At 67.2% G+C, this 24,254-nt stretch carries 21 protein-coding genes; 7 read left to right on the top strand and 14 right to left on the bottom strand.

Going from position 1 to position 24,254, the window contains the following annotated elements; genetic code table 11:
• Positions 1–11: 11 nt before the first annotated feature.
• The 9 genes from N1F91_RS02670 to N1F91_RS02630 form a co-directional block, all read right to left on the bottom strand.
• Positions 12–989: a glyoxylate/hydroxypyruvate reductase A gene (locus tag N1F91_RS02670; protein WP_289990070.1), complete on the bottom strand. Its 978-nt coding sequence runs from the start codon at positions 987–989 to the stop codon at positions 12–14.
• Positions 986–2,614: an ABC transporter ATP-binding protein gene (locus tag N1F91_RS02665; protein WP_289990069.1), complete on the bottom strand. Its 1,629-nt coding sequence runs from the start codon at positions 2,612–2,614 to the stop codon at positions 986–988. Before N1F91_RS02665 ends, N1F91_RS02670 begins: the two co-directional genes overlap by 4 nt.
• Entirely contained in the window at positions 2,611–3,003 is a 393-nt protein-coding gene (locus tag N1F91_RS02660) for a type II toxin-antitoxin system VapC family toxin (protein WP_289990065.1), read from the bottom strand. The genes N1F91_RS02665 and N1F91_RS02660 overlap by 4 nt, the downstream gene beginning before the upstream one ends.
• Complete coding sequence (locus tag N1F91_RS02655) at positions 3,000–3,239, bottom strand: type II toxin-antitoxin system VapB family antitoxin (RefSeq protein WP_289990063.1); 240 nt, start codon at positions 3,237–3,239, stop codon at positions 3,000–3,002. Before N1F91_RS02655 ends, N1F91_RS02660 begins: the two co-directional genes overlap by 4 nt.
• A 48-nt stretch (positions 3,240–3,287) precedes the next feature.
• On the bottom strand, positions 3,288–4,439 hold the full coding sequence (locus N1F91_RS02650) for an ABC transporter permease (protein ID WP_289990061.1): 1,152 nt from the start codon (positions 4,437–4,439) through the stop codon (positions 3,288–3,290).
• A 1-nt stretch (position 4,440) separates the two neighbouring features.
• Positions 4,441–5,541 (bottom strand): microcin C ABC transporter permease YejB, encoded by a 1,101-nt coding sequence (locus tag N1F91_RS02645; protein ID WP_289990060.1) that lies wholly within the window; start codon positions 5,539–5,541, stop codon positions 4,441–4,443.
• Positions 5,542–5,609: 68 nt separating this feature from the next.
• Positions 5,610–7,523 carry an ABC transporter substrate-binding protein gene (locus N1F91_RS02640; protein ID WP_289990058.1) on the bottom strand — a complete coding sequence of 638 codons (1,914 nt, stop codon included), beginning with the start codon at positions 7,521–7,523 and terminating at the stop codon, positions 5,610–5,612.
• Between the two features lie 15 nt (positions 7,524–7,538).
• Positions 7,539–9,413, bottom strand: coding sequence for an extracellular solute-binding protein (locus N1F91_RS02635; RefSeq protein WP_289990055.1), 1,875 nt, complete (start codon positions 9,411–9,413; stop codon positions 7,539–7,541).
• 151 nt (positions 9,414–9,564) lie between these two features.
• Complete coding sequence (locus N1F91_RS02630; RefSeq protein WP_289990052.1) at positions 9,565–10,473, bottom strand: c-type cytochrome; 909 nt, start codon at positions 10,471–10,473, stop codon at positions 9,565–9,567.
• 172 nt (positions 10,474–10,645) lie between these two features.
• Here N1F91_RS02630 and N1F91_RS02625 point away from each other — a divergent pair, with 172 nt between their 5' ends.
• Positions 10,646–11,380, top strand: coding sequence for a 3-deoxy-manno-octulosonate cytidylyltransferase (locus N1F91_RS02625; protein WP_289990050.1), 735 nt, complete (start codon positions 10,646–10,648; stop codon positions 11,378–11,380).
• Between the two features lie 2 nt (positions 11,381–11,382).
• The gene (locus tag N1F91_RS02620; protein ID WP_289990048.1) at positions 11,383–12,258 is read left to right on the top strand and encodes a prephenate dehydratase; all 876 of its coding nucleotides are present in this window, start codon (positions 11,383–11,385) and stop codon (positions 12,256–12,258) included.
• Positions 12,259–12,276: 18 nt separating this feature from the next.
• On the opposite strand, the gene nudC is transcribed toward N1F91_RS02620, so the two are convergent.
• Positions 12,277–13,221, bottom strand: coding sequence for an NAD(+) diphosphatase (gene nudC / locus N1F91_RS02615; RefSeq protein ID WP_289990046.1), 945 nt, complete (start codon positions 13,219–13,221; stop codon positions 12,277–12,279).
• A gap of 25 nt (positions 13,222–13,246) precedes the next feature.
• Positions 13,247–13,666, bottom strand: coding sequence for an HIT family protein (locus N1F91_RS02610; protein WP_289990044.1), 420 nt, complete (start codon positions 13,664–13,666; stop codon positions 13,247–13,249).
• 185 nt (positions 13,667–13,851) lie between these two features.
• Here N1F91_RS02610 and N1F91_RS02605 point away from each other — a divergent pair, with 185 nt between their 5' ends.
• Entirely contained in the window at positions 13,852–15,480 is a 1,629-nt protein-coding gene (locus N1F91_RS02605; RefSeq protein ID WP_289990042.1) for a GMC family oxidoreductase N-terminal domain-containing protein, read from the top strand.
• Positions 15,481–15,496: 16 nt separating this feature from the next.
• Here the strand turns inward: N1F91_RS02605 and N1F91_RS02600 are convergent, their stop codons facing one another.
• A complete protein-coding gene (locus N1F91_RS02600) occupies positions 15,497–17,029 on the bottom strand; it encodes an altronate dehydratase family protein (RefSeq protein WP_289990041.1) in 1,533 nt (510 codons plus the stop codon).
• 191 nt (positions 17,030–17,220) lie between these two features.
• Here N1F91_RS02600 and N1F91_RS02595 point away from each other — a divergent pair, with 191 nt between their 5' ends.
• From N1F91_RS02595 to N1F91_RS02580, 4 genes are all read left to right on the top strand, one after another.
• Positions 17,221–18,474, top strand: a complete 1,254-nt coding sequence (locus N1F91_RS02595; protein WP_289990038.1) for a sarcosine oxidase subunit beta family protein — start codon at positions 17,221–17,223, stop codon at positions 18,472–18,474.
• A 10-nt stretch (positions 18,475–18,484) separates the two neighbouring features.
• Complete coding sequence (locus N1F91_RS02590; protein ID WP_289990036.1) at positions 18,485–18,751, top strand: sarcosine oxidase subunit delta; 267 nt, start codon at positions 18,485–18,487, stop codon at positions 18,749–18,751.
• Between the two features lie 205 nt (positions 18,752–18,956).
• Positions 18,957–21,806, top strand: a complete 2,850-nt coding sequence (locus N1F91_RS02585; protein ID WP_289990035.1) for a 2Fe-2S iron-sulfur cluster-binding protein — start codon at positions 18,957–18,959, stop codon at positions 21,804–21,806.
• A complete protein-coding gene (locus N1F91_RS02580) occupies positions 21,799–22,335 on the top strand; it encodes a hypothetical protein (RefSeq protein ID WP_289990033.1) in 537 nt (178 codons plus the stop codon). Before N1F91_RS02585 ends, N1F91_RS02580 begins: the two co-directional genes overlap by 8 nt.
• A 6-nt stretch (positions 22,336–22,341) precedes the next feature.
• Here the strand turns inward: N1F91_RS02580 and N1F91_RS02575 are convergent, their stop codons facing one another.
• Positions 22,342–23,097, bottom strand: coding sequence for a GntR family transcriptional regulator (locus N1F91_RS02575; RefSeq protein WP_289990031.1), 756 nt, complete (start codon positions 23,095–23,097; stop codon positions 22,342–22,344).
• On the bottom strand, positions 23,094–24,254 hold the full coding sequence (gene argE / locus N1F91_RS02570) for an acetylornithine deacetylase (RefSeq protein ID WP_289990028.1): 1,161 nt from the start codon (positions 24,252–24,254) through the stop codon (positions 23,094–23,096). The genes N1F91_RS02575 and argE overlap by 4 nt, the downstream gene beginning before the upstream one ends.

Here is a 24,254-nt window from a genome sequence, read left to right as displayed (position 1 = left end):
CGCAGGGACCCTCAGTACCCGGCGGCGCGGTCGACCAGGTTCCCGAGCGTCTCGCCGCGATCGCAGGCCTCCATCTGGTCGAGCATGGGTCCGGCGAGATGGGCCGGATCAGAGGTAGCGGCGGCGTGCGGCGTCACGAAGACCCTCTCGTGCGACCAGAGCGGGCTCGTCTTCGGCAGCGGCTCGGTCTCGAAGACGTCGAGGCTCGCTTCCTTCAGTATCCCCTCGTCCAGCGCGCGCGCGATGTCGGCGTCCTTCTGGAGACGGCCGCGCCCGGCATTGATCAGCACCGCGCCGCCGAGCGGGTTGTCCCGCCGAAGCTTCGACAGGAGCTCGAAATTGACGACGCCCGTCGTGGCCGGCGTGAGCGGCAGCAGCACGACCAGCATGTCGGTGGCCCGCAGGAACGGCTCGAGCCCTTGCTTGCCGCCGAAGCAGGCGACGCCGTCCATCGCCGTGCCCGTCCTGCTCCAGCCATTGACCCTGAAGCCGAGGGCGATCAGCGCCCTGGCGGCGGCGCGGCCGAGATTGCCGAGCCCCATGATGCCCACCGACACGGCGTCCGCCGCCGGCTGGGCCGGCTCGCGCCAGAGCCTGCGCTTCTGCTGCTGCCGGTAGAGCAGGCCCTGGCGGTGATGGTCGAGCACCCGCCAGCAGACATATTCCGTCATGTGCTGCGACAGGTTGTCGGCCACCACGCGCACGATCGGCACATCCGGCAGGCCGGGATCGGAGAAGAGATGGTCCACCCCGGCACCGATCGAAAACACCGCCTTCAGGTTCGGCAGGTTCGCCAGCACGTTCGGCTTCTGCTTCCAGACCACCGCATAGTGGATCGACGGATCGCTCGGCGCCTGCGGCTCGAGCACGACCTCGCGCCGGACCGACAGGAGCTCGTGCCAGCGTTGCGGGTTGAACCCCGTCACCGAGAGGAGGACCCGTCCCTTGGTCGCCTGCGTCATCGTCGTCCCGTCCGTCTGTCCTGTCATTCGCTGACCACGCCTTGCGGCGCGGTGGCAATGTCGAAGGCGGCCGCGATCAGCGCCTTCGTGTAATCGGTCTTCGGCCGGTCGAAGATCTCGTCCGAGGTGCCCGCTTCGACGATCTTCCCATTGCGCATGACGATGACCTCGTTGGCCAGAGCGCGCACCACCCGCAGGTCATGGCTGATGAACAGGTAGGCGAGATCGTGCTTCTTCTGCAGATCGCGCAGGAGATCCACCACCTGTGCCTGCACGCTCATGTCGAGAGCCGAGGTCGGCTCGTCGAGCATGACGAATTTCGGCTTCAGCACCATGGCACGGGCGATCGCGATGCGCTGGCGCTGTCCGCCGGAAAACTCGTGCGGATAGCGGAAGCGCGTCTCCGGATCGAGACCAACCTCGTTCAGCACCGCCACGACGAGGTCGTCGCGCTCGTCGGCCGAGAGCTTCGGCTGGTGGATGCGCAGACCCTCCTCGATGATCTCGGAGACCGACATGCGCGGGCTGAGCGAACCGAAGGGGTCCTGGAAGACGATCTGCACCTCGCTGCGCAACGGCCGCATCTCGTTGAACGACAGGCTGTCGATCCCGCGACCGGCGAACCGGATCGCGCCCTGCGACGAGATCATCCGGCACAGTGCCAGACCGAGAGTCGTCTTGCCCGAGCCGGATTCGCCCACGACGCCGACCGTCTGCCCCGCGCGCACCGTGACGTCGATGCCGTCCACCGCCTTCACGTGATCGACCGTGCGGCGCAGGAAGCCTTTCTTGATCGGGAACCAGACCTTCATGTCCCTGCCGGTCATGACCTCGCGCGCGGTGGGATCGCTCACGGGCGGGCGGCCTTTCGGCTCGGCGGCGAGCAGGTGGCGCGTGTATTCGTGCTGCGGATCGGCGAAGATGCGCTCGGTCGGACCCGACTCGACGATCCGGCCCCTGTTCATGACGCAGACGCGATCGGCGATCCGCCGCACGATGCCGAGATCATGGGTGATGAACAGCATCGACATGCCGTTGCGGGCCTTGAGAGTGTCCAGAAGCTCGAGAATCTGCGCCTGCACCGTCACGTCGAGCGCTGTGGTTGGCTCGTCGGCGATCAGCAGCTTCGGCTCGTTGGCAAGCGCCATGGCGATCATGACGCGCTGGCGCTGGCCGCCGGAGAGCTGGTGCGGATAGGCATCGAGGCGCTTCTCGGGGTCGCGGATGCCGACTTCGAGGAGAAGCGCGATCGCCCGCTCGCGCGCCTGGCGGTCGTTCATGCCCTGGTGGAGCTTCAGCACCTCATTGATCTGCCGCTCGATGGTGTGCAGCGGGTTGAGCGACGTCATCGGCTCCTGGAAGATCATGGTGATATCGCGACCGCGGACCTTGCGCAGATCCGCATCGTCCTTGGCCAGCAGGTCCTGGCCGTCGAACAGGATCGACCCGGAAGGGTGGCTGGCCGAAGGATAGGGCAGCAGCTTCAGGACAGACAGCGCCGAGACCGATTTGCCGGAGCCGGATTCGCCCACCAGCGCGATGGTCTCGCCCTTGGCGATGTCGAAGGAGACGCGGTCGACGGCGATCTGCTCTCGCCCGCCCTGGGTGAAGGCAACGGAGAGATCGCGGACCGAAAGGAGGGGTTGGTTCAAAACGCGGCCTCGACGTCTGTCTGGCGGAAGTCGTCGCCCTTGAAGAGAAGCGCTTCGCCACGCGACTTGGCGAGCGCATAGGCGAAACAGTCGCCCTGGTTGAGCCGGGCGGGGTGATTGCCCTTGCCGAAGCGCTGGTAGGCCTCACGGGCGAGATAGGCCTGCTCCGGGGTAATCGCTGCGATCCGCATTTCCAAAGATGCGAGCAGCGGGTCGAGCGCGGCAGACAGTTCAGGTGTCTCGCCGCGATCGATCCGGAGAGCGATCTCCAGATAGTTCACCGGCGAGATGACGGCTTCTTCTGCGCACCCGCCGATATGATCCGCGAACGCAAGCACTTCCGGCTCCTTCAGCAGCATGGCAAGGATCGCCGATGCGTCGACGATCATTTCGGAAGTCCCCACTCGTCATAAAGATCCGAATGATCGCTGGTGACCCCCGGAGGCGGAGGCGGGAGGGCGTCCAGTATTTCCTGTATTCGCTTCCTCTTTTCCGTCACGCGGCTCAGCCGTTGCAGTTTCTCTTGAAGCGCGCTCCGGACAGCCGACGTGACGTCTTCTCCCGTGACCGCCGCAAGTTCATTGGCCAGGCGTTCGATGTCCGGGTTCGCAATGTTCACGCCCATTCCTGCCTCCTGACGAAAATGGAAGGTGGATATAGCATTCCATGCCCCTCACCGGAACGTCTTGCGCGGGTCGAACGCGTCGCGGGTCGCCTCGCCGATGAAGATCAGCAGCGACAGCATCAGCGAGATCACCACGAAGCCGGACATGGCGAGCCAGGGGGCGTTGAGGTTGTTCTGGCCCTGCTTGAGCAGTTCGCCGAGCGACGCCGAACCCGGCGGCAGGCCGAAACCGAGGAAGTCGAGCGAGGTCAGCGTCGTGATCGAGCCGTTCAGGATGAAAGGCAGGAAGGTCAGCGTCGCCACCATGGCGTTGGGCAGCAGGTGACGGAACATGATGGTGCGGTTCGGCACACCCAGCGCCCGGGCGGCATTGACGTATTCGAAGTTGCGGGCGCGCAGGAACTCCGCCCGCACCACGCCGACGAACCCCACCCAGGAGAAGAGCAGCATGATGCCGAGCAGGATGAAGAAGCCCGGCGGCAGCACGGCGGCGATGATCAGCAGCAGGTAGAGCACGGGGATCGATGACCAGATCTCGATGAAGCGCTGGAAGATCAGGTCGGTCCAGCCGCCGAAATAGCCCTGGATGGCGCCGGCCGTCACGCCGATGACGGCCGAGCACAGCGTCAGCGCGAGGCCGAACAGCACCGAGATGCGGAAGCCGTAGATGACGCGGGCGAGCACGTCGCGGGTCTGGTCGTCCGTGCCGAGCCAGTTCCAGTTGCCGATCGTGCAGGCCGGGTCCTCGGCGCCGAGCGGGTAGCGCTGGCAGCGGGTCTCGCGGTCGTACATCCAGGACGGCTTCGCCGGCGCGGCTTCGGGGATCTCGTTGTTGACCGTGCGGTAGGAGTAGCGGACGGGCGGCCAGAGGATCCAGCCATTGGCCTCGATCTCCTCGTAGATCACCGGGTCGCGGTAATCGGTGACGGCCAGGAAGCCGCCGAACTTCTCCTCGGGATAGTCGACGAGCACGGGGAACAGCAGTTCGCCGTTGTAGGAGGCCATGATCGGCTTGTCGTTGGCGATGACATTGGCCAGCATCGACAGGACGAACAGGACGAGGAAGATCCACAGCGACCAGTGTCCGCGGCGGTTCGCCTTGAAGTTCTGCCAGCGGCGCTGGTTGAGCGGCGACAGGAACGGACGCCTCGTGCGTGACCGCACGCGCTCCACCTCGCCCTTCAGGATGACCTCGGACATCTCAGACCTCCCTGCGCTCGAAGTCGATCCGAGGATCGATCCAGGTGTAGGTCAGGTCGGAAATCAGCGCCACGAACAGGCCGATCAGCGAGAAGATGTAGAGGTTCGCGAATACGACGGGATAGTCGCGGTCGAGCACCGAGCGGAAGCCGAGCAGCCCCAGCCCGTCGAGCGAGAAGATGTTCTCGATCAGCAGCGAACCGGTGAAGAAGGCCGAGATGAAGGCACCCGGGAAGCCCGCGATGATGATCAGCATGGCGTTGCGGAAGACGTGCCGGTAGAGCACCTGCCGCTCCGACAGGCCCTTGGCCCGCGCGGTGATGACGTATTGCTTGCGGATCTCTTCCAGGAACGAGTTCTTGGTGAGCAGCGTCGTGGTTGCGAAGGCCGACAGCACCATGGCCGTCAGCGGCAGGGCGAGGTGCCAGAAGTAGTCGACGATCTTGCCCCACAGCGACAGCTGGTCCCAATTGTCCGAGGTCAGGCCGCGCAGCGGGAAGAAATCCCAGAACGAGCCGCCGGCAAACAGCACCAGGAGCAGGATGGCGAACAGGAAGCTCGGGATCGCGTAGGCAACGATGATGACGCCGCTCGTCCAGACGTCGAAGGTGGAGCCGTCCTTCACCGCCTTGCGAATGCCGAGCGGAATCGAGATCGCGTAGGAAATCAGCGTCAGCCAGAGACCGAGCGAGATCGAGACCGGCATCTTCTCGAGGATCAGTTCCAGCACCGAGATGTCGCGGAAGAAGCTCTCGCCGAAATCGAAACGCGCATAGTCCCACAGCATGCCGAAGAAGCGCTCGAGCGGCGGCTTGTCGAAGCCGAACTGCACCTCGAGCTGCTTGATGAACTCCGGATCGAGCCCCTGCGCGCCCCGGTACTTCGACGTGATCTCGCCGCTGGCGTCGAAGTTCTGCCCCGCCGAATCACCGCCACCGCCCGAAATCCGGTCGGTCGCATCGCCCGCCTGCCCGGAAATGCGGGCAATGACCTGCTCCACCGGCCCGCCCGGCGCGAACTGGATGACGGTGAAGGATATGGCCATGATACCGAACAGCGTCGGGATCATGAGAAGGAGGCGTCGGAGAATGTAGGCGCCCATCAAGTCTGTCCGGATTTGGAGTCGCGCGAGGGTCGAGGCTGGCCGAGCGGTGTCATGCGAATCTTACGTTAGCCGGTCATGCCGGTCGCGTCGATGCGGTCGGGGCGCGTCCACCAGGTATCGATGACGCCGACACCGAACCTCTGCGCCACTTTCGGCCGGTCGTAATAGTCCCAGTAGGCGAGCCACCGCGTCGGCTTGTACCACTGGAACACGTAGTAGTGCTGGGCGCGCAGGATCCGGTCCAGCGCCCGGTTGGCGGTCCTGAACTCCTCCCAGCTCTTAGCGGCGATGATCTCGTCGAGAAGCGCGTCCACGGCGGGGTGGGCCACGCCGGCCAAGTTCAGCGAGCCGGGGGCGTTCGCCGTCTCGGTCCCGAAGGATTGCCGGATTCCGCGGCTGGGGTAGGGGCTCATGGAATGGCGGGCGACGATCATGTCGAAATCGAACTGCCGTGTCCGCAACGAGTATTGCGAGGCATCCACGAGCCGGTAGCTCGCCTCGATGCCGACCTGGCGGAGGTTGCGGATGAAGGCGTTGTGGTGCGGCTCGAACGTCTGGCTGTTGTTGAGGAATTCGATCGTCAGGGGTTCGCCCGAAGGCAGCACGATCTTCCCGCCCTGCCGCGTGCATCCCGCGGTCTCGAGCATCGCGATCGCTTCGCGCTGGCGTTCGCGAATGCGCCCCGAGCCGTCGCTGACCGGCGGCACGAAAGGCTCCCCGAAGACAGCCTCCGGCAGGCTCTCGCGGAACGGTTCGAGCAGCGCCAGTTCGGCTTCGTCCGGACGTCCCTGTGCCTTGTGCTCGGTCATCTCGTAGAACGACATCGAGCGCTCGAAAGAGTTGAACATGATGTTCTTGTTCGTCCACTCGAAGTCGAACAGCAGCGCGATGGCATTGCGAACCCGTGCGTCGGCGAATTTCGGCCGTCGCGTGTTGAAGAACCAGGCCTGTCCGGCCGAAGGCGTCTCGTCGGGCACTTCGTCGGTCTTGACCCGGCCATCGAGGATGGCCGGGAAGTTGTAGTCGCTCGCCCAGTTGCGGGAGGTGAACTCCTCGCGAAACAGGATGACCCCGGCCTTGAAAGCCTCAAAGGAGGCGTTCCGATCACGGTAATAGTCGTAGCGGATGCGATCGAAATTGAACCGGCCAAGCATGACCGGCAGATCCGCCGCCCAGTCGTTCTCGACCCTGTCGAATTCGATGTAGGTGCCGAAATTGAACCGCCCCACCTTGTAGGGGCCGGAGCCCAGCGGACCTTCCGACAACGTGGCATCGAAGGTTCGCCCCGCCCACCAGGCGCGCGACATGATCGGGCAGCCGGCAGCAATGGTGAACACGGTCGAGATGCCGGCAAGCGGATTGAGGCGTACCGAAACCGTACGGTCGTCAAGCGCCTCGATCACCTCGATCTGCCGCAGCGTGCTCGCCAGGTTCTCGTGCCCTTCGTCGCGCAACGTCTCCAGCGAAAACACCACGTCGTCGGCCGTGATCGGCGTGCCGTCGTGGAAGACCGCCTCCGGGCGCAACCGGAAGCGCCAGGTCAACCGGTCTTCTCCGAGCGTGATCGATTCGGCTGCATAGGCGTAGTAGGCGCCCATCTCGTCGGCCGACCCGGCCAGAAGCGTGGCGAACGTCAGTCCCATGCCGGCGGCGCCGGTTCCGCGCAGCACATAGGCATTGAGCGTATCGAACGTGTCCGGCGCCTGGTTGAGCGACCACTGGGACAATTGCGTGACGATGCGCCCGCCCTTGGGCGCCGCCGGGTCGACATAGTCGAAATGCGCGAAATCGGGTCCGTATTTCAGCTCGCCGAAGGGCGAGATGCCATGCAGCGGCGTTTCGGACGCCACTTGCGCGAAGGCCTCGCGCGCCAGCAGCGGCACGCCGGCCAGCGCGCCCGCGAAGGCCGGAAGAAACGGCGCCAGAGCACTGGCGCCCGACGCCTTCAGGAAATCACGACGAGACGATGCGCCCATCATGGTCTTGCTCCGCGGTCAGTTCTGGCTGCGATACTTGGCGGCGAGGGCTGCTTCCTTCTCGGAATCGACCCACCAGGAATCGATGTCGACGCCCGCATAGGCCGGCTGGGTGTCCGGCATGCCGAACTTGTTCCAGTAGGCGAGCCAGATTTCCGGCCGGTGCCACTGCGGCACCACGTAGAAATTCCACAGCAGAACCCGGTCGAGGGCCCGGGTCGCCGACACCAGCTCCTCGCGGTCGGTGGCGAAGATGATCCTGTCGACCAGCGCGTCGACCACCGGGTCCTTGATGCCGACCAGATTGCGCGATCCGGGCTGGTCGGCCGCCTCCGAGCCCCAGTATTCGCGCTGCTCGTTGCCGGGCGACAGCGACTGCGCGAACTGGCCGGTGAGCGAATCGAAATCGAACGCGCGGTAGCGGTTCACATACTGCGCCGGGTCGATGATCCGCAGCGACGCGTCGATGCCGATCTTGCGCAGGTTGGCAATATAGGAGCCGGTGATGGTCTCGTCGGTCGGTCCGCGCCCGAGGAACTCGATCCGGAACTGCTCGCCCGCCCCGTTCACCAGTTTGCCACCCTTGATGGTCCAGCCGGCCTCGGCGAAGAGACGCACGGCCTCGCGCAGGTTCTGGCGCTCGGCCTGCGGCGAGTCGTAGACGGGAAGCTTGAACTCTTCCTCGAAGACCTCCTTGGGCAGCTTTTCGCGGAATTCCTCCAGGATTTCGAGCTCACGGCCCTCGGGCAGGCCGGACGAGGCCAGTTCACCGCCCTCGAAATAGGAATCCGTGCGGGTGTTTGAATTGTAGAACAGGTTGCGGTTCATGCTTTCGAAATCGAGAGCCCAGGTCAGCGCCTCGCGCACCCGCCTGTTCTGGAACTGCGGCCGCCGCAGGTTGAGAACGAAGGCCTGCATGGCTTCGCCGTGCTCCGTCGGGAACTCGGCCTTAACCACGTCGCCCGCTTCGATGGCCGGGAAGTTGTATTCCGTGTGCCAGCGACGCGAACTGTTTTCCGGCCGCATATCCTCGAGACCGCCCTTGATGAAGGCCTGCCACTCGGCGTTCTCGTCCTGGATGTAGACGTAGCGGCGGCGGTCGAAGTTCTTGCGCCCGACATTCACCGGCAGATCCTTTGCCCAGTAATCCTCGACGCGCTCCCAGACGATTTCGGATCCCGGCTTGAAGCTGGCGATGCGATAGGCGCCGGAGCCGAGCGGCTTTTCGAGCGTCGGCTGGGTGATGTCGCGGGTGTTGCCCTGCGCATCCTGCCCTTCCCACCAGTGCTGCGGCAGAACCGGCATGTCGCCGAGGATCAGCGGAAGCTCGCGGTTGCCGGTCTGGTCGAAGGTAAACAGCACCTCGTGCTCTCCGATCGCCTCGGCGCCGGTCACGTTGGCGAAGTAGCGGTTGAAGAAGGGGCTGATCTCCTTCAGCTTGCCGAAGCTCCACACCACGTCCTGTGCCGTGATCGGCTCTCCGTCGTGCCACCGCGCATCAGGATTCAGCCGGTAGGTGGCAGAGGAATAGTCGTCGGGATAGCTGAACGCCTCGGCGACCAGCGGGTGGCTGGTGCTGGGCTCGTCGATCGACTGGTCCATCAGCGTGTCCCACAGCAGCCCGCCGGCCTGCGTGAAGCCTGCGGCCGCCGTACCGCGCACGATGAAGGGATTGAAGGAATCGAAACCGCCGGAGGTGACGGTGTTCAGCGTTCCGCCCTTGGGCGCCTCGGGATTGACGTGGGCGTAGCGCTGAAACCCGTCCGCATATTTCGACTCCCCGATCAACGAGGCTGTCGTGCGCCATTCTCCGTCGGTCGCTTGTGCGTATGCGGGCTGACCAGCCAGAAAAACGGAAAGAAGGGCGGCGGCGAAAGGTTTCGTCTGCAGCATTCCGGTTCTCACGTTGGGTGGCATCCTTCGTCCAAAGCTAGGTTTCAAGGCGCGAACGGAAAGCCCGTCCGTCCCGTGAGCCTGGACGTTAACAAAAAAAGCCGGGCGGAACCCGGCTTTTTCATGGTGATGCGATTACGATTTCGTCAGGTTACTGAGCAGCGGGCGCAGCGCTTTCGGCAGGTTGCTCGATCACGGGCCCGTCGGTGGCGGGCGTGGCCGGTTCGATCGCCGGTATCTCCGTGGCCGGAGTCTCAGTGGCAGGCGTCTCAGTGGCAGGCGTTTCCGTCGCGGGCGCGGCGGGAGCGGTCTCCATCGCCGTCGGAGCCGGTGTGGCCTCCCCGGCGGCAGGGGCCGCGTTCGGGGCTGCAGGTTCTTCGGCGGCGGGCTCTTCGGCAGCCGGCGCTTCGGGCGCAGCCGGTTCCGCAGCGGCCGGAGCTTCGGCGGCAGGCGCTTCGGCGGCGGGTTCTTCGGCAGCCGGCGCCTCTGGCGCAGCGGCGGCCTCCGCCTCGACTTCCGGCAGCGGTGCCGGATTGTCCGACAACGTATGCAGGTAGGCGATGATGTCGGCGCGGTCCTGCGGGTTCTTCAGGCCGGCGAAGCCCATCGCGGTGCCGCGGACGAGGCCCTTCGGCGAGGCGATGAAATGGTCGAGGTGGTCGTAGTCCCAGACCACGGTGCCGCCCCCGGAAAATTCCTTCATCGCGCCGGAATAGGCAAAGCCCTCATGGCCGGCGATCGGGCGGTTGACGATGTCCCAGAGGTTCGGTCCAACCTTGTTGGCGCCGCCGCTCTCGACCGTGTGGCAGGCCGAGCAGCGTCCGAACAGGCTTTCACCCTTGGCGATGTCGACCGACGCGAGCCGGACGGCAATGGGCTCGATCTCGGGCTCGGCCGGGCCTGATGCGCCTTCTTCGGGCTCGGCCGCCGCGATGGCGTAGCCGGGCGTTTCGGGGGCAGGGCTCGAGAAGATCGCGTCCGATGCGAGCGAGATCGAGAACACGACGAAGACAGCGCCGAGCAGGCCGCCGAGCAGTTTGTTGAGTTCGAAGGAATCCATAGACCAGAAGCTCCCGAAGGCGGTGGCAGGCGCCGGCCACGCGCCATTTTTCCGACCGGGCGGAGCCGGTCAAATTCGCGCGGAAACTAGGTCTTTTGCTCCGGCGATGCAACTCCTATAAGGGCCGCTCCATGTGAGACCTTTTGACACCTATCGCCCTTCCAGACCGAGCATGTCCGTCCTCATCCTCATCCCCGCGCGGCTGGCCGCGACACGCCTTCCGGGCAAGCCGCTGGCCGACATCCACGGCCGGCCGATGATCGTGCACGTGGCCGAGCGGGCCGCGGCCGCAGGCCTCGGACGTACGGTCGTGGCGACCGACAGCGACGAGGTGCACCGGACGGTCCGCGCGCACGGTTTCGAGGCGGTGATGACCCGCACCGACCACCCCTCGGGCTCCGACCGCATCCACGAGGCGCTGACGGCGCTCGATCCGGCCGGGGACGTCGAGTTCATCGTCAACGTGCAGGGCGACCTGCCGACCATCGATCCCGCCATCATCGGCGCCGCACTCGAGCCGCTCGCCGAACGGGAGGTCCAGATCGCCACGCTCGGCGTCGAGATCGTCCGCGAGGAAGAGAAGACCAACCCCAACGTGGTGAAGATCGTCGGCTCGCCGCTCGGCGACCGAAGGCTGCGCGCGCTCTACTTCACCCGCGCCACGGCGCCATGGGGCGAGGGGCCGCTCTACCATCACGTCGGGCTCTACGCCTATCGCCGCGAAGCGCTCGAACGGTTCGTGTCGCTGCCGGCCTCGCCGCTCGAACGGCGCGAGAAGCTGGAGCAGCTGCGGGCGCTGGAGGCCGGGATGCGCATTGACGTGCGGATCGTCGACACGGTGCCGCTCGGCGTGGACACGCAGGATGAACTCGAGCGGGCGCGCCGCCTGCTCGCGCAGGGACGATGAGCATGCCGAACACTGCCAGGACCAACCGCATCTCCTTCCAGGGGGAGCCGGGCGCCAACTCAGACACCGCCTGCCGCAACATGTTTCCAAACATGGAGCCGCTGCCCTGCGCCACCTTCGAGGACGCCTTCAACGCGGTGGAGACCGGCAAGGCGGATCTCGCGATGATCCCGATCGAGAACACGATCGCCGGTCGCGTCGCCGACATCCACCACCTGCTGCCGGATTCGAAGCTGCACATCGTCGGCGAGTACTTCCTGCCGATCCATTTCCAGCTGATGGTGCTGCCCGGGGTGAAGATCGAGGAGATCAAGGCGGTCTACAGCCACATCCACGCGCTCGGCCAGTGCCGGAAGGTCATCCGCAGGCACAAGTGGAAGCCGGTGGTGGCCGGCGACACGGCGGGTGCTGCACGGCTCGTCGCGCAGGAAGGCGAACGCGCGAACGCGGCGCTGGCGCCGCAGCTCGCCGCGCAGCTCTACGGCCTCGACATCGTGGCGGAGAACGTCGAGGATTCCGAAAACAACGTCACCCGCTTCATCGTCCTGTCCAAGACCAAGCGCTGGACCGAGCGCACCGGCACCGGCCAGCGCATGATGACGACCTTCATCTTCCGCGTCCGCAACGTGCCGGCCGCGCTCTACAAGGCGATGGGCGGATTCGCCACCAACGGCGTCAACATGACCAAGCTGGAGAGCTACCAGCTCGGCGGCAAGTTCTTCTCGTCGCTGTTCTACGCCGACATCGAGGGCCACCCCGACGACCGCAACGTCCAGCTGGCGCTGGAGGAGTTGCAGTTCTTCTCCCGCGAGGTCCGCATCCTCGGCGTCTACGAGGCGCATCCCTTCCGCTCGACCCAGTCCGAGGATGACGAGTAGCGGCCTGCGCGGCGGGTCTCAGCCCTCCGCTTCCGCCCACGCCTTGATGAGGTGGTGCGCGATCGCCATCGGCGGCGGCGCGGTAATGCCTTCCGGATGGCTGCGCGACAGGATCGCCCGCGTCTCCTCGCGGGTGAACCAGCGGCAGTCCTCCAGTTCCGTGCGGTCGGCGTCGATCTCGTGCGAGACGGCCTCGCCGAAGCAGCCGATCATCAGCGAATAGGGGAACGGCCAGGGCTGGCTGGCGTGGTAGACCACGCGGCCGACCTGGATGCCGGCTTCCTCGAAGGTCTCGCGGCGCACGGCCGCCTCGATCGTCTCGCCAGGCTCGATGAAGCCGGCGAGGCAGGAATACATGCCCGGCGCGAAATGCGGGCTTCGCCCCATCAGGCAGCGGTCCTGCGTGACGGCGAGCATGATGGCGACCGGATCGGTGCGCGGAAAATGCTCGGCGCCGCAGGCCTCGCACTTGCGCTTGTAGCCGCCGGCGCGCATCTGCGTGGCGCCGCCGCAGCGGCCGCAGAAGCGATGCGTCTGATGCCAGCCGAGCAGCGCCGCCCCCTGCGCCAGCGCGCCCAGCGTGTCGTCCCCGAGCAGTCCCTGGGCGTAGATCGAGCGGTAGTCGATCGCCTTCATCTCCGCTGGAAGCGCCTCCGGTTCCAGCGCGGCCGGCGCGGCGAGCACGGGGCCTGCCGCATCCCAGCCGAGCAGCACGGCGTGTTCGAGTTTTGCCGACAGCGCCTGCGCCTGCCTGACGCTCATGTAGCCCTCGAAGCCCGGGCCATCCTGCCGCAGATGCATGCGGCCTCCGCGCAGCAGCATCACGCGGCACGCCGGGTCCGCCAGCGCGGTCTCGACGCAGTCGTCGCTCCGGTTCTCGGACAAACGGTCGATCAGGTTGCCGGCGAAGCCGACGAAGTGGCTCGGCTCGCGCTCGGGCGCGTCGAACAGGGGGAAACGCATGGGAGATGCCTTCTGGATGAGCCCGTCAGAGCGCGGCGCGGATCTGCTCGGCGAAACGAAAGAGCTCCTCGCGCGGCCAGGGTTCACGGGCGCCGTGGCCCCAGACCGGCCCCGGCCAGTTGGGGTCGCCCTCGCTGCGCGCCACGACGTGGACATGGAGCTGGCGCACGACGTTGCCGAGCGCGCCGGTGTTGATCTTGGTGCAGCCGGTGATCCGCTTCAGCGCCTCACCGACGAGATTGATTTCGAAGGTGAGCATCGCCTGGTCCAGCGGCGTCAGGTCGTGGAGTTCCTCCATGTCCGGGCGCTGCGGAACGAGGATCAGCCACGGCCAGCGCCGATCGTTCATGATCCGCAGTTCGCACAGGCCGAGCCAGGTCATGGGCTCGCTGTCGTTGTCGAGGCGTCGATCGAGAACGACACCCTTCCCATGGTTCTTCAGCACGCGTTTCCCCTGGATTCGAACGAAGGCTAGAATGCCGGCCCCACCGTCGCAAGGGCCAAACGTCGGCTGGACCGGACGCAATCCGGCTCTGCACCGAAAAGGGTGGGCAAGCGGCGGTCGCCTTCGCTAAAGAAGGGCGCGCACGCGCGCGGGACAACCCGTGCTGCATTCCGCGGGAGGGGAAAATGCCGGGAGAGACGAACGCCGCCGAGTTCGACTACATCATCGCGGGAGCCGGTTCGGCCGGCTGCGTCCTGGCGAACCGGCTGTCTGCGGATCCGAAAAACCGGGTGCTGCTGCTCGAAGGCGGCGAGCGGGACAACTGGATCTGGTTCCATATCCCCGTCGGCTATCTCTTCGCCATCGGCAATCCGCGCGCAGACTGGCTGTTTTCCACCCAGCCCGAACCCGGCCTCAACGGCCGCTCGCTGCCCTATCCGCGCGGCAAGGTCCTGGGCGGTTCCTCGGCCATCAACGCCATGATCTACATGCGCGGCCAGGCGCGCGACTATGACGGCTGGCGCCAGATGGGCCTGACCGGCTGGGGCTGGGACGACGTGCTTCCCGTCTTCATGCGCCACGAGGACCATGCCAACCCGCCAAACGCCCTGCACGGCAAGGGCGGCGAATGGCGGGTCGAGTATCCCCGCCTGCGCTGGGACGTGCTCGACCGAATCCGCGACGCCGCCGAACAGGCCGGCATCGCCAAGATCGACGATTTCAACGCAGGCGACAACACCGGCTCCTCCTATTTCCAGGTCAACCAGAAGATGGGCCGCCGCTGGTCGGCAGCGCGCGGCTTCCTCCGTCCGGCCCTGTCGCGCCCCAACCTGACGGTCGAAACCGGCGCGCTGGTCGACCGGGTCGAGATCGTCGACGGCCGGGCGACGGCCGTCGTCTATCACAAGGACGGCCGGCCGATGCGGGCCACCGCGCGCGGCGAGATCGTGCTGTCGGCCGGCGCCGTGGCTTCGCCCGGCATCCTGGAGCGTTCCGGCATCGGCGATGGCGTGCAGCTTTCAGCACATGGCATCGAGACGCTGGTGCATTCGCCGGGCGTCGGCGAGAACCTGCAGGATCACCTGCAGATCCGGCCGATCTACAAGGTCACCGGCATCACGACGCTGAACGACATGTACGCCAACCTCTTCCGCCGGGCGATGATGGGGGTGGACTATGCGCTGCGCCGCCGCGGGCCGCTGACCATGGCGCCCTCGCAGGTCGGCGCCTTCGTCAAGTCGGCGCCGCGCTACGAGACCGCCAATCTCGAGTTCCACTTCCAGCCGCTGTCGCTCGACAGCTGGGGCTCGGGCCTGCACCCCTTCGCCGCCTTCACGGCGAGCGTCTGCAACCTGCGTCCCTCCTCGCGTGGCTCGATCCACGTCTCCGGCCCGAAGGCCGCCGACGCGCCGGCGATCCGGCCGAACTACCTCTCCACCGAGGAAGACCGGCAGGTGGCGGTCGACTCGCTCAAATGGGCGCGCCGGATCGTGTCGCAGAAGGCGCTGGAACCCTTCAGGCCGGAAGAATACAAGCCGGGCGCCCACATCCAGTCCGACGAGGAGATGCTGGTCTCGGCCGGCGACCTCGGCACGACGATCTTCCATCCGGTCGGCACGGCGCGGATGGGTGCCGACGGCGACCGCATGGCCGTGCTCGACGAGCGCCTGCGGGTGCGCGGCGTCGGCAGCCTGCGCGTCATCGACGCCTCTGCCATGCCCACCATTACGTCCGGCAACACCAACTCCCCCACCATCATGATCGCCGACAAGGGCGCGCAGATGATGCTGGCGGATGCGAAGGGACGCGGCTGAGACAGCCGGCGCGCCTTCACATCACCGCGCCGATCTGCCAGGGCACGAATTCCGAGTCGCCGTAGCCGAGCTCCTCCGATTTCGTCCGCTTGCCGGACGCGACGTCGAGGATCTCGCGGAAGATTTCCTCGCCCTTTACCCGCACGGAGACGCCATCGAGGATGTCGCCGCAGTTGATGTCCATGTCCTCGCGCATGCGGTCGTACATCGGCGTGTTGGTCGCGAGCTTGATGGAGGGTGCGGGCTTGCAGCCATAGGCGGAGCCGCGACCCGTGGTGAAACAGACGATGTTGGCCCCGCCGGCAACCTGGCCGGTCACCGAAACCGGGTCGTAGCCCGGCGTGTCCATGAACACGAATCCCTTTTCGGTCACGGGCTCGGCGTACTCGTAGACCGCGTTCAGCGATGTGGATCCGCCCTTCGCGGCCGCACCCAGCGACTTCTCCAGGATGGTGGTCAGCCCGCCCGCCTTGTTGCCGGGCGAGGGATTGTTGTTCATCTCGCCACCGTTGCGGGCGGTATAGTCCTCCCACCATCTGATGCGCTCGACCAGCTTCTCGCCGACCTCCCGGTTCTTCGCCCGGCGGGTGAGCAGATGCTCTGCGCCGTAGATCTCGGGCGTTTCCGACAGGATCGCCGTCCCGCCGTTGCGGACCAGGATGTCGGCGGCGACGCCGAGCGCCGGGTTGGCCGTGATGCCGGAATAGCCGTCCGAGCCGCCGCATTGCAGGGCGAGCGTCAGTTCGGAGGCCGGGATCGTCTCGCGGTCGGCCCTGTTGGCCACCACCAGCATCTCGCGGATGCGCTCCAGCCCCTGCTCGATGGTCTTCTTCGTGCCACCCGAGTCCTGGATGGTCATGGTGCGGAAGGTCTCGCTTTCCTCGATGCCGTAGAGCTGCTTCATGCGGCCGATCTGGAAGACCTCGCAGCCGAGCCCGACCAGCAGCACGCCGCCGAGGTTGGGGTTGGCCGAATAGCCCCACTGCGTGCGCTTCAGGAGCTCGAAGCCCTCGCCGGAGCCTGCCATGCCGCACCCCGTGCCATGGGTGAAGGAGACGACGCCGTCGACATTGCCGAATTCCTCCAGCATGCCCGACCGCGTCGCCGCCTCCGCCATGAAGCGGGCGACCGAGGCGGAGCAGTTCACCGAGGTGAGGATGCCGACATAGTTGCGGGTGCCCGCCCTGCCGTTGGCGCGGCGGAAACCCTGAAACGTCGCCTGCTCTTCGACCGGCAGCACGTTCTGCGGCCGCGCCGCCTCGGCGAAGCGATAGTCGCGGGCGAAATTGTGCATCTCGACATTGTGCTCGTGCACCCAGTCGCCGGGGGCGATCGGTTTCGATGCGAAGCCGATGATCTGGCCGAATTTCACGACCGGCTCGCCGAGGGCGATCGGACGGGCGGCGATCTTGTGGCCGAAGGGGATGCGCTCCCGCAAGGCAAGTCCGGGTGCGATCTCCGCGCCGGGTTCGATCCGGGCCGCGGCGACGACGATGTTGTCCTCGTCGGCCAGGCGCAGCGTGCGCGCGGCGTTCTGGGTGGCTTGCATGGCTTCCCTCTCTCCCTGTCGCAGCCGGCCGGCCTCTCCCACCGCCGACGCCTCCGTCCGTTCCGTTTACAGAAAAGCACCCCGTTGTGCCATCGGCCCGACGCTCCGGCTAATGTTCGTGTCGCAGGCCCGGCTTTGAGGGCGGCACCCATGCGTGTAGACAGGATGCCGAACACGATCGGAGATGTCGATTGACGCGCCGCTACTCGGCCTGGACGCTGGCGAAGGAAGGTCTGCGCGGCCATGCCGGCTGGCAGCCGGCCTGGCGTTCGCCCGCGCCGAAACCATCCTATGACGCCGTCATCATCGGCGGCGGCGGTCACGGGCTGGCGACGGCCTACTATCTCGCGAAGAACCACGGCATCCGCAACGTCGCGGTGATCGAGAAGGCATGGCTCGGCGGCGGCAACACCGGCCGCAACACCACCACCATCCGGTCCAACTACTTCTATCCGGAGAGCGTGGCGCTCTACGATTTCGCGCTGAAGCTCTACGAGGGGCTTGGGCGGGAGCTGAACTACAACATCATGTTCTCGCAGCGCGGCGTGCTCACCGTCGCCCATTCCGAGGGCGAGATGGAGATCGCGGCGCGCATCGTCAACGCCATGCAGATCAACGGCACCGATGCCGAACTGCTGACGCCGGCGCAGGCCCTCGACAAGGCGCCGCTGCTCAACCGCGATCCGCGCGCGCGCTATCCGGTCTTCGGCGCCGTCTGGCAGGGGCGCGCCGGCGTCGCCAGGCACGATGCCGTGGCCTGGGGCTATGCGCGGGCCGCCGACGGCCTCGGCGTCGACATTATACAGGATTGCGAGGTGACGGATTTCCTCGTCGAGAACGGTCGCTGCACCGGCGTCGAGACGACGCGCGGCACGATCCGGGCGCGGTCGGTCGGGCTCGCGGTGGCGGGGCATTCGAGCGTGCTTGCCGCGAAGGCCGGCTTCCAGCTGCCGATCCAGTCCTATTCGCTGCAGGCGATGGTGTCGGAGCCGGTCAAGCCATGCCTCGACACGGTGGTGCTCTACATGGGCACCGGCACCTACCTGTTCCAGTCGGACAAGGGCGAGATCGTGGTCGGGGGCGGGCTCGACCGCGTGCCCTCCTATGCGCAGCGCGGCAACCCGCCGATGCAGCGCACCGTGCTGTCGGGCATGCTGGAAATGTTCCCGTCCTTCGGCCAGCTGAAGATGCTGCGGCAATGGGCCGGCAACGTCGACGTGGTGCCCGATTCCTCGCCGCTCATCGGCCCGTCGCCACTGCCCGGGCTCTACCTCAACTGCGGCTGGGGCACCGGCGGCTTCAAGTCCATTCCGGCCGGCGGCTGGCTGCTCGCCCACCTCATGGCGACGGGAAGCCACCACGCCGTCAGCCGACCCTTCGACCTCGACCGCTTCGTCACCGGCCGGCTGGTGGACGAGGCGGCCGGCTCCGGTATCGCGCATTGAGGCCCTGACGATGCAGCTCTTTCCCTGCCCCTTCTGCGGCCCCCGCGACGAGACCGAGTTCCAGTTCGCCACCGAGGCCGGCAAGACGCGGCCCGAGCCAGCGGCGGAAGTCAGTGCCGAGCGCTGGACGAAATACCTGTATCTCAAGGACAATCCGAAGGGTCCGACGCGCGAGGTGTGGCTGCACGTCACCTGCGGCGAGTTCTTCCTGATGGAGCGGGACACGGTGAGCCATGCGGTGGCGGGCTCTCAGGCGCTGGGGGGTGATCCCCGATGATACGCCGCACTCCGTCACGCCCCCCTCTGGCCTGCCGGCCATCTCCCCCACCAGGGGGGAGATCGGCAGCTCAGGCGCCGGCGCATCCCATACAAGGTCGGCGATTGGCCAAGGCCGCGGCGACGGCCGATCTCCCCCCTCGTGGGGGAGATGTCCGGCAGGACAGAGGGGGGCGCCGTAGAGCGCCGTCGTGCGAGGCGAACCAATGACCGCGCGCCGAATCTCCGCGGGCGGAGCGCGCCCCATCCCCTTCACCTTCGACGGCAAGTCCTTCTCCGGCATCCAAGGCGACACGATCGCCTCCGCGCTGCTCGCCAACGGCGTGCGCGTCGTCGGCCGCAGCTTCAAGTATCACCGCCCGCGCGGCATCGTCGGTTCCGGCGCCGAGGAGCCGAACGCCGTCGTCGACGTGACGCTGGCGGGGAAGACCACGCCCAACGTCCGCGCCACGACGGAGCCGCTCGCCGACGGCATGGCGGTGCGATCTGTGAACGCGGCGCCGACCGCTGAGGCCGACCGCGCCGGCTTCCTCGACCGCTTCGCCGCCTTCATCCCGGCCGGCTTCTACTACAAGACCTTCCTGTGGCCCGACTGGCACCTGTTCGAGCCGCGCATCCGCGCCATGGCGGGGCTCGGGCGGCTCGACCCCGCGCATCAACCTCCGGCCGACAGCCCCTCGATCAACCTTCGCTGCGACGTGCTGGTGGTCGGCGCCGGAGCGGCGGGGCTCGCCGCCGCTCGCTCCGCGGCCCGGGCGGGCGGGCGCGTGATGCTGGTTGACGACCAGGACGCGCCAGGCGGGTCGCTCGGCCATCGGCCGGCGGTGATCGACGGCATGCCGGGCGGCGTCTGGGCCGAAGCCGTGGTCACGGAGCTTCGCGCGGCCGGTCACACGGTACTCTCCCGCGCCACCGCCTTCGGCCTCTACGATCACGGGCTCGTCGCCGTCTGGCAGCGCCGGACGGGCCTGCCCGACGCACTATGGCAGGTGCGGGCGAAGCGCATCGTCGTGGCGGCCGGCGCGATCGAGCGGCCGCTGGTCTTCCCCGACAACGACCGGCCGGGCGTGATGTCGGCGGAAGCCGCGCTCGTCTATCTCCGCCGCCACGGCGTGCTCGCTGGCGAACGGATCGTCGTCGCCACCAACAACGACAAGGCCTATGCCGTTGCGGTCGCGCTGCACGAGGCGGGCGCGCAGGTGACGGTCGCCGACACGCGGCCGCGCGGGACGCTCGCGCTGCGCGATGGCGTGGAGGTGATTCACCAGGCCACCATCGACGGCGTCTCGGGCGCCCGTGGCGTCTCGTCCGTCACGGTCTCCGGCCGCCCGATCGAGGCCGACTGCGTTTTGACCTCCGGCGGCTTCACGCCGACGGTGCACCTGTTCTGCCAGGCGAAGGGCAGGCTGCGCTTCGACGAGGCGATCGCCGGATTCATCCCCGGCGATCCCGTCGCCGGGATGGCGGTGGCGGGGGCAGCCAACGGCGCTTTCGCGGTTTCGCAGGTGCTGGCGCAGGGCCATGCGGCCGGCGGCGGGGCGGGCGAGCCGCCGCGCGCGACGACGCCGGACGACACCTGCGCCGTCGCCGCAGCCTGGCCCGCGCCGCGCGGCAAGGCGCGGCAATGGATCGACTTCCAGAACGACGTCGCCGTCAAGGACGTGGCGCTGGCGGCGCGCGAGAACTTCCGCTCCGTCGAGCACCTGAAGCGCTACACGACGCTCGGCATGGCGACCGACCAGGGCAAGACGTCGAACATGAACGGGCTGGCGGCGATGGCCGCCATCACCGGCCGCACGATCGCGGAGACCGGCACGACTACCTATCGGCCGCCCTTCGTGCCGGTGCCGTTCACCGTCGTCGCCGGGCGACGGCGCGGCGAATTCTTCAATCCGGTCAAGCGTCTCGCGCTGGAAAACCAGCATCGCGCCGACGGAGCGGTCTTTCGCGAATATGGCGGCTGGCTGCGGCCGGGCTGGTACGGCACCGGACAGCCGGCCACGGAAATCGCACGCGAGGCGCGGCAGGCCCGCGCGACGGTCGGCATTCTCGACGGTTCGCCGCTCGGCAAGATCGAGGTGATCGGCCCGCAGGCCGGCGCGGTCGTCGACTACAATTCCTACCAGACGCTCTCGACGCTGAAGCCCGGACGCATCCGCTACGGCTTCATGCTGACGGAAAGCGGCGTGATCTATGACGACGGCGTGGTGTCGAAACTCTCCGACGACCACTACGTCGTCTCCTGTTCCTCCGGCCATGTCGGCGGTGTCGTGCTCAGGCTGGAGGAATGGCGCCAGGACCGCTTCGACCGCAGCCAGGTCTTCGTCCACAATTCGACGCCGCAATGGGCGACGCTGACGGCAACCGGGCCGCGCTCGCGCGATCTCGTCGCCATGCTCGGGCTCGGTGTCGATCTCTCGGACGACGCGCTGCCGCATATGAGCTTCGCCGACGGCAGCTTTGCCGGCGGACCCGCCCGCGTGTCGCGGGTGTCGTTCACCGGCGACCGGTCCTACGAGATCGCCGTGCCTACCGGAACGGCAAAGGCGCTCCACCTCGCCATGATGGAAGCCGGGCGCACGCTCGATGCCGTCCTGCTCGGCTCGGAGGCGCTGCTTCTGCTGCGCGCCGAGAAGGGCTACATCATCGCCGGCAAGGACACCGACGGCACGACCATGCCGCATGATCTCGGCATCGCCGGCCCGCGCGACAAGCGCGCCGGCGAGTTCGTCGGCAAGCGCTCGCTCTTCACCGAAAACGCGCTGCGCGACGACCGGCAGCAGGGCGTTGGCCTGACGGTGGCGGAGGGCGAACCGCCATTGCCGACCGGCGCGCATGCGGTGGAGACGCGCGGCGGCGCGCGCCGCTCCATCGGCTTCGTCACCTCGAGCTACCAGAGCCCCGTCCTTGGTCGACCGGTGGCGCTGGCGCTGATCGAGCGTGGCCTGTCGCGCCTGGGCGAGACGCTCGATTTCGTCCATCTCGGCACGACCCGCCGGGCGACGATCGCGCCGGTCTGCGCCTTCGACCCGGAAGGAGCACGGATCAATGGCTAGCGGTTCGTCTCCCGTGCATGATTCCGCGATCAAATGGCCCGCCTTCCCCGACTGGGAGTTTGCCGGCATCCAGCGCGAGGGCTGGCGAGCCCGGCCGGTCGTCGGACTGTCGCAGGTTCTGGTCAGCGGCGATTTCGGCGCCGCACTCGTCGCTCACGCGCCGGGCGCGACAGAGATCGGCCTGTGGGCCGTGGCGGAAGGCGACCCCGTCGCGCTGCGGATCGCCCGCGACCGCGTGCTGCTCGTCGGCTCCGGGCCGTTCGACGTTCCCCTGGGCTGGAACGGCAGCTGGGCTGCGAGCACGGCCGGCGATGCGTGGTTCGTGGTGGACATGGAGGGGCCTGCAATGGCCGATGTCATTCGCGAAGGCACCGCCGCCGATCTCGACGCATCCAGCCCGTCTGCCGCAATTCTCTTCGCTGGCGTCCAGGCGATCCTCTACCGCCGGGCCGACCGTCGCGCGCGGCTGCATGTCGAAGCCCCGCACGGACCCTATCTCTGGCGATGGCTCGAAGCGCGCGCGGGCTGAATCGCGTCACGACGGGACGTCTTCGCCCGTGCCCCGTCCCGCCGAGTAGGCGCGGAGCCGCGCGAAGCTCATGGCGATGTGGGCGCGCCTTATATGGCCGACGGACTGCAGGTCGCCGATTTCGACGGCCGCCACGATATCGGATACCTCGCGGTGGAACGTCCTGATCTCCTCGTGAAGCACGAGGCTGAAGCGGTTCAGCGTCGAGACGGTCTTCAGCCAGATCCGCGTGGTCTGGAAATAGAGGCGCTCGGAGATCTCGCGCAGCGGTCCGTTCTCGGTCAGACCGTTGAGCAGATGGAAGAAGTCGATGTTGAGCCGCGAGAAATCGCGCGGTTCCGGCGTCACGACCAGCACCTCGCATCGGGCGAGAGCGTCGCGGAACGCCTGAAGCCTCGTCGCGTCCGGCTTCACCGGCGCAAGCCTGCCGATGAGTTCGGCAAGCTCGACGCGCAGCTGGTAGACCTGTTCGAGCCCGCGGATGTCGATGTCGGTCACGAAGGTGCCGACGCCGTGGACGGAGCGCAGAAGGCCCTCGGCCTCGAGCTTGACCAGGACGCGGCGGATCGGCGTGCGCGACACCTTGAATTCGGCGGCGAGATCCTCCTCGCGCAGACGCTCCAGAGGCTGGTACTCGAGCAGGCAGATGCGCATGCGCAGCGTATCGTAGATGCGGTCGAATCGGCGCCGCGCGCCCTCCTCGACCGCGGGCGCTCGCAGGTCCGCGCCGCTTTCCCCCAGACTCCGTATCGTTTCCATCATCCCGCCAGCGTGCCGCCCAGCCCCTCGAGCATCTTCAGGCAAGCCGACAATTGGTCAAGCGCGACATATTCGTCGGGCTTGTGCGCCTGGTCGATGGAGCCCGGTCCGCAGACCACGACCGACATCCCGAGCGCCTGGAACAGGCCGGCCTCCGTGCCGAAGGCCACCACGTCCGCCTCGTTCTGGCCGGTCAGCGCGAAGACGATGTCGCGCGCTTCGGAATCGTCCACGACGGCGAGGCCGGCGATTTCGCCCACGGTGTGCGTGACGATGTCGGCGTTCGGCGAGACGGCGCGCATGGCCGGCTTCAGCTCGCGCTCGACATAGGCCCCGATCGCATCCTTGACGAAATCGGCGTCGCCGCGCTGCACCGGCCGCATCTCCCAGTCGACGGAGCACTGGCCGGCGATGACGTTGTGCGCGACGCCCCCCGCGATGCGCCCGACCTGAAGCGTCGTCCAGGGCGGCGTGAACCGGCTTCCCGCCGGTGCACGCCCGACGAGGGCTTCGCGGAGATCGAGCAACCTGCCGAGGTAGCGCGCGGCAAATTCGACGGCATTCACCCCGAGTTCCGGCCGCGAACCGTGGCCCTCCAGGCCCGTGAACTCGGTGGTGTATTCGTGGCAGCCCTTGTGGCCTTCGATGACGCGCATCGAGGTCGGCTCGCCGATGATCGCGACGGCGGGCCGCAGCCCCGTGCGCTCGATCTCCGCCACCAGCGTCCGCGCGCCCATGCAGCCGACTTCCTCGTCATGGGTCAGGGCGACATGCAGCGGCCGCCTGAGGTCGAGCGAACCGTAATGGGGCGCCATGGCCAGCACGCAGGCGATGAAGCCCTTCATGTCGCAGGCGCCGCGACCGTAGAGCAAACCATCCCGCTCGGTCATGACGAAGGGGTCGCTCGCCCAGTCCTGGCCGGCCACCGGAACCACGTCGGTGTGCCCCGACAGCACGATGCCGCCATCGCCGGCCGGCCCCAGCGTGGCGAAGAGATTGGCCTTGGTGCCGCTCTCGTCGCGCGTGAAGGACAGGGTCGCGCCGGCGCTCGACAGCAGGTCGGCGGCATAGGTGATGAGTTCCAGGTTGCTGTCGGAAGAGACCGTCGGAAAGGCGATCAGCTCGCCCAGGATGTCGCGCGTGCGCGCCAGGAGGTCCAT

The organism is Aquibium sp. ELW1220, assembly GCF_030398385.1.
Classification (GTDB): Bacteria; Pseudomonadota; Alphaproteobacteria; order Rhizobiales; family Rhizobiaceae; genus Aquibium.
Note: the sequence above shows the minus strand (reverse complement) of the source record. Positions and strands in the feature narration are given on the sequence as shown.

Coding starts and splice junctions, on each gene's coding strand:
- N1F91_RS02590 (WP_289990036.1), top strand. CDS start 18,485: ATGCAGCTCTTTCCCTGCCCCTTCTGCGGCCCCCGCGACGAGACCGAG.
- N1F91_RS02625 (WP_289990050.1), top strand. CDS start 10,646: ATGTCCGTCCTCATCCTCATCCCCGCGCGGCTGGCCGCGACACGCCTT.
- N1F91_RS02630 (WP_289990052.1), bottom strand. CDS start 10,473: ATGGATTCCTTCGAACTCAACAAACTGCTCGGCGGCCTGCTCGGCGCT.
- nudC (WP_289990046.1), bottom strand. CDS start 13,221: ATGCGTTTCCCCCTGTTCGACGCGCCCGAGCGCGAGCCGAGCCACTTC.
- N1F91_RS02640 (WP_289990058.1), bottom strand. CDS start 7,523: ATGATGGGCGCATCGTCTCGTCGTGATTTCCTGAAGGCGTCGGGCGCC.
- N1F91_RS02580 (WP_289990033.1), top strand. CDS start 21,799: ATGGCTAGCGGTTCGTCTCCCGTGCATGATTCCGCGATCAAATGGCCC.
- N1F91_RS02575 (WP_289990031.1), bottom strand. CDS start 23,097: ATGATGGAAACGATACGGAGTCTGGGGGAAAGCGGCGCGGACCTGCGA.
- N1F91_RS02620 (WP_289990048.1), top strand. CDS start 11,383: ATGCCGAACACTGCCAGGACCAACCGCATCTCCTTCCAGGGGGAGCCG.
- N1F91_RS02605 (WP_289990042.1), top strand. CDS start 13,852: ATGCCGGGAGAGACGAACGCCGCCGAGTTCGACTACATCATCGCGGGA.
- argE (WP_289990028.1), bottom strand. CDS start 24,254: ATGGACCTCCTGGCGCGCACGCGCGACATCCTGGGCGAGCTGATCGCC.
- N1F91_RS02585 (WP_289990035.1), top strand. CDS start 18,957: ATGACCGCGCGCCGAATCTCCGCGGGCGGAGCGCGCCCCATCCCCTTC.
- N1F91_RS02645 (WP_289990060.1), bottom strand. CDS start 5,541: ATGGGCGCCTACATTCTCCGACGCCTCCTTCTCATGATCCCGACGCTG.
- N1F91_RS02635 (WP_289990055.1), bottom strand. CDS start 9,413: ATGCTGCAGACGAAACCTTTCGCCGCCGCCCTTCTTTCCGTTTTTCTG.
- N1F91_RS02650 (WP_289990061.1), bottom strand. CDS start 4,439: ATGTCCGAGGTCATCCTGAAGGGCGAGGTGGAGCGCGTGCGGTCACGC.
- N1F91_RS02655 (WP_289990063.1), bottom strand. CDS start 3,239: ATGGGCGTGAACATTGCGAACCCGGACATCGAACGCCTGGCCAATGAA.
- N1F91_RS02600 (WP_289990041.1), bottom strand. CDS start 17,029: ATGCAAGCCACCCAGAACGCCGCGCGCACGCTGCGCCTGGCCGACGAG.
- N1F91_RS02660 (WP_289990065.1), bottom strand. CDS start 3,003: ATGATCGTCGACGCATCGGCGATCCTTGCCATGCTGCTGAAGGAGCCG.
- N1F91_RS02670 (WP_289990070.1), bottom strand. CDS start 989: ATGACAGGACAGACGGACGGGACGACGATGACGCAGGCGACCAAGGGA.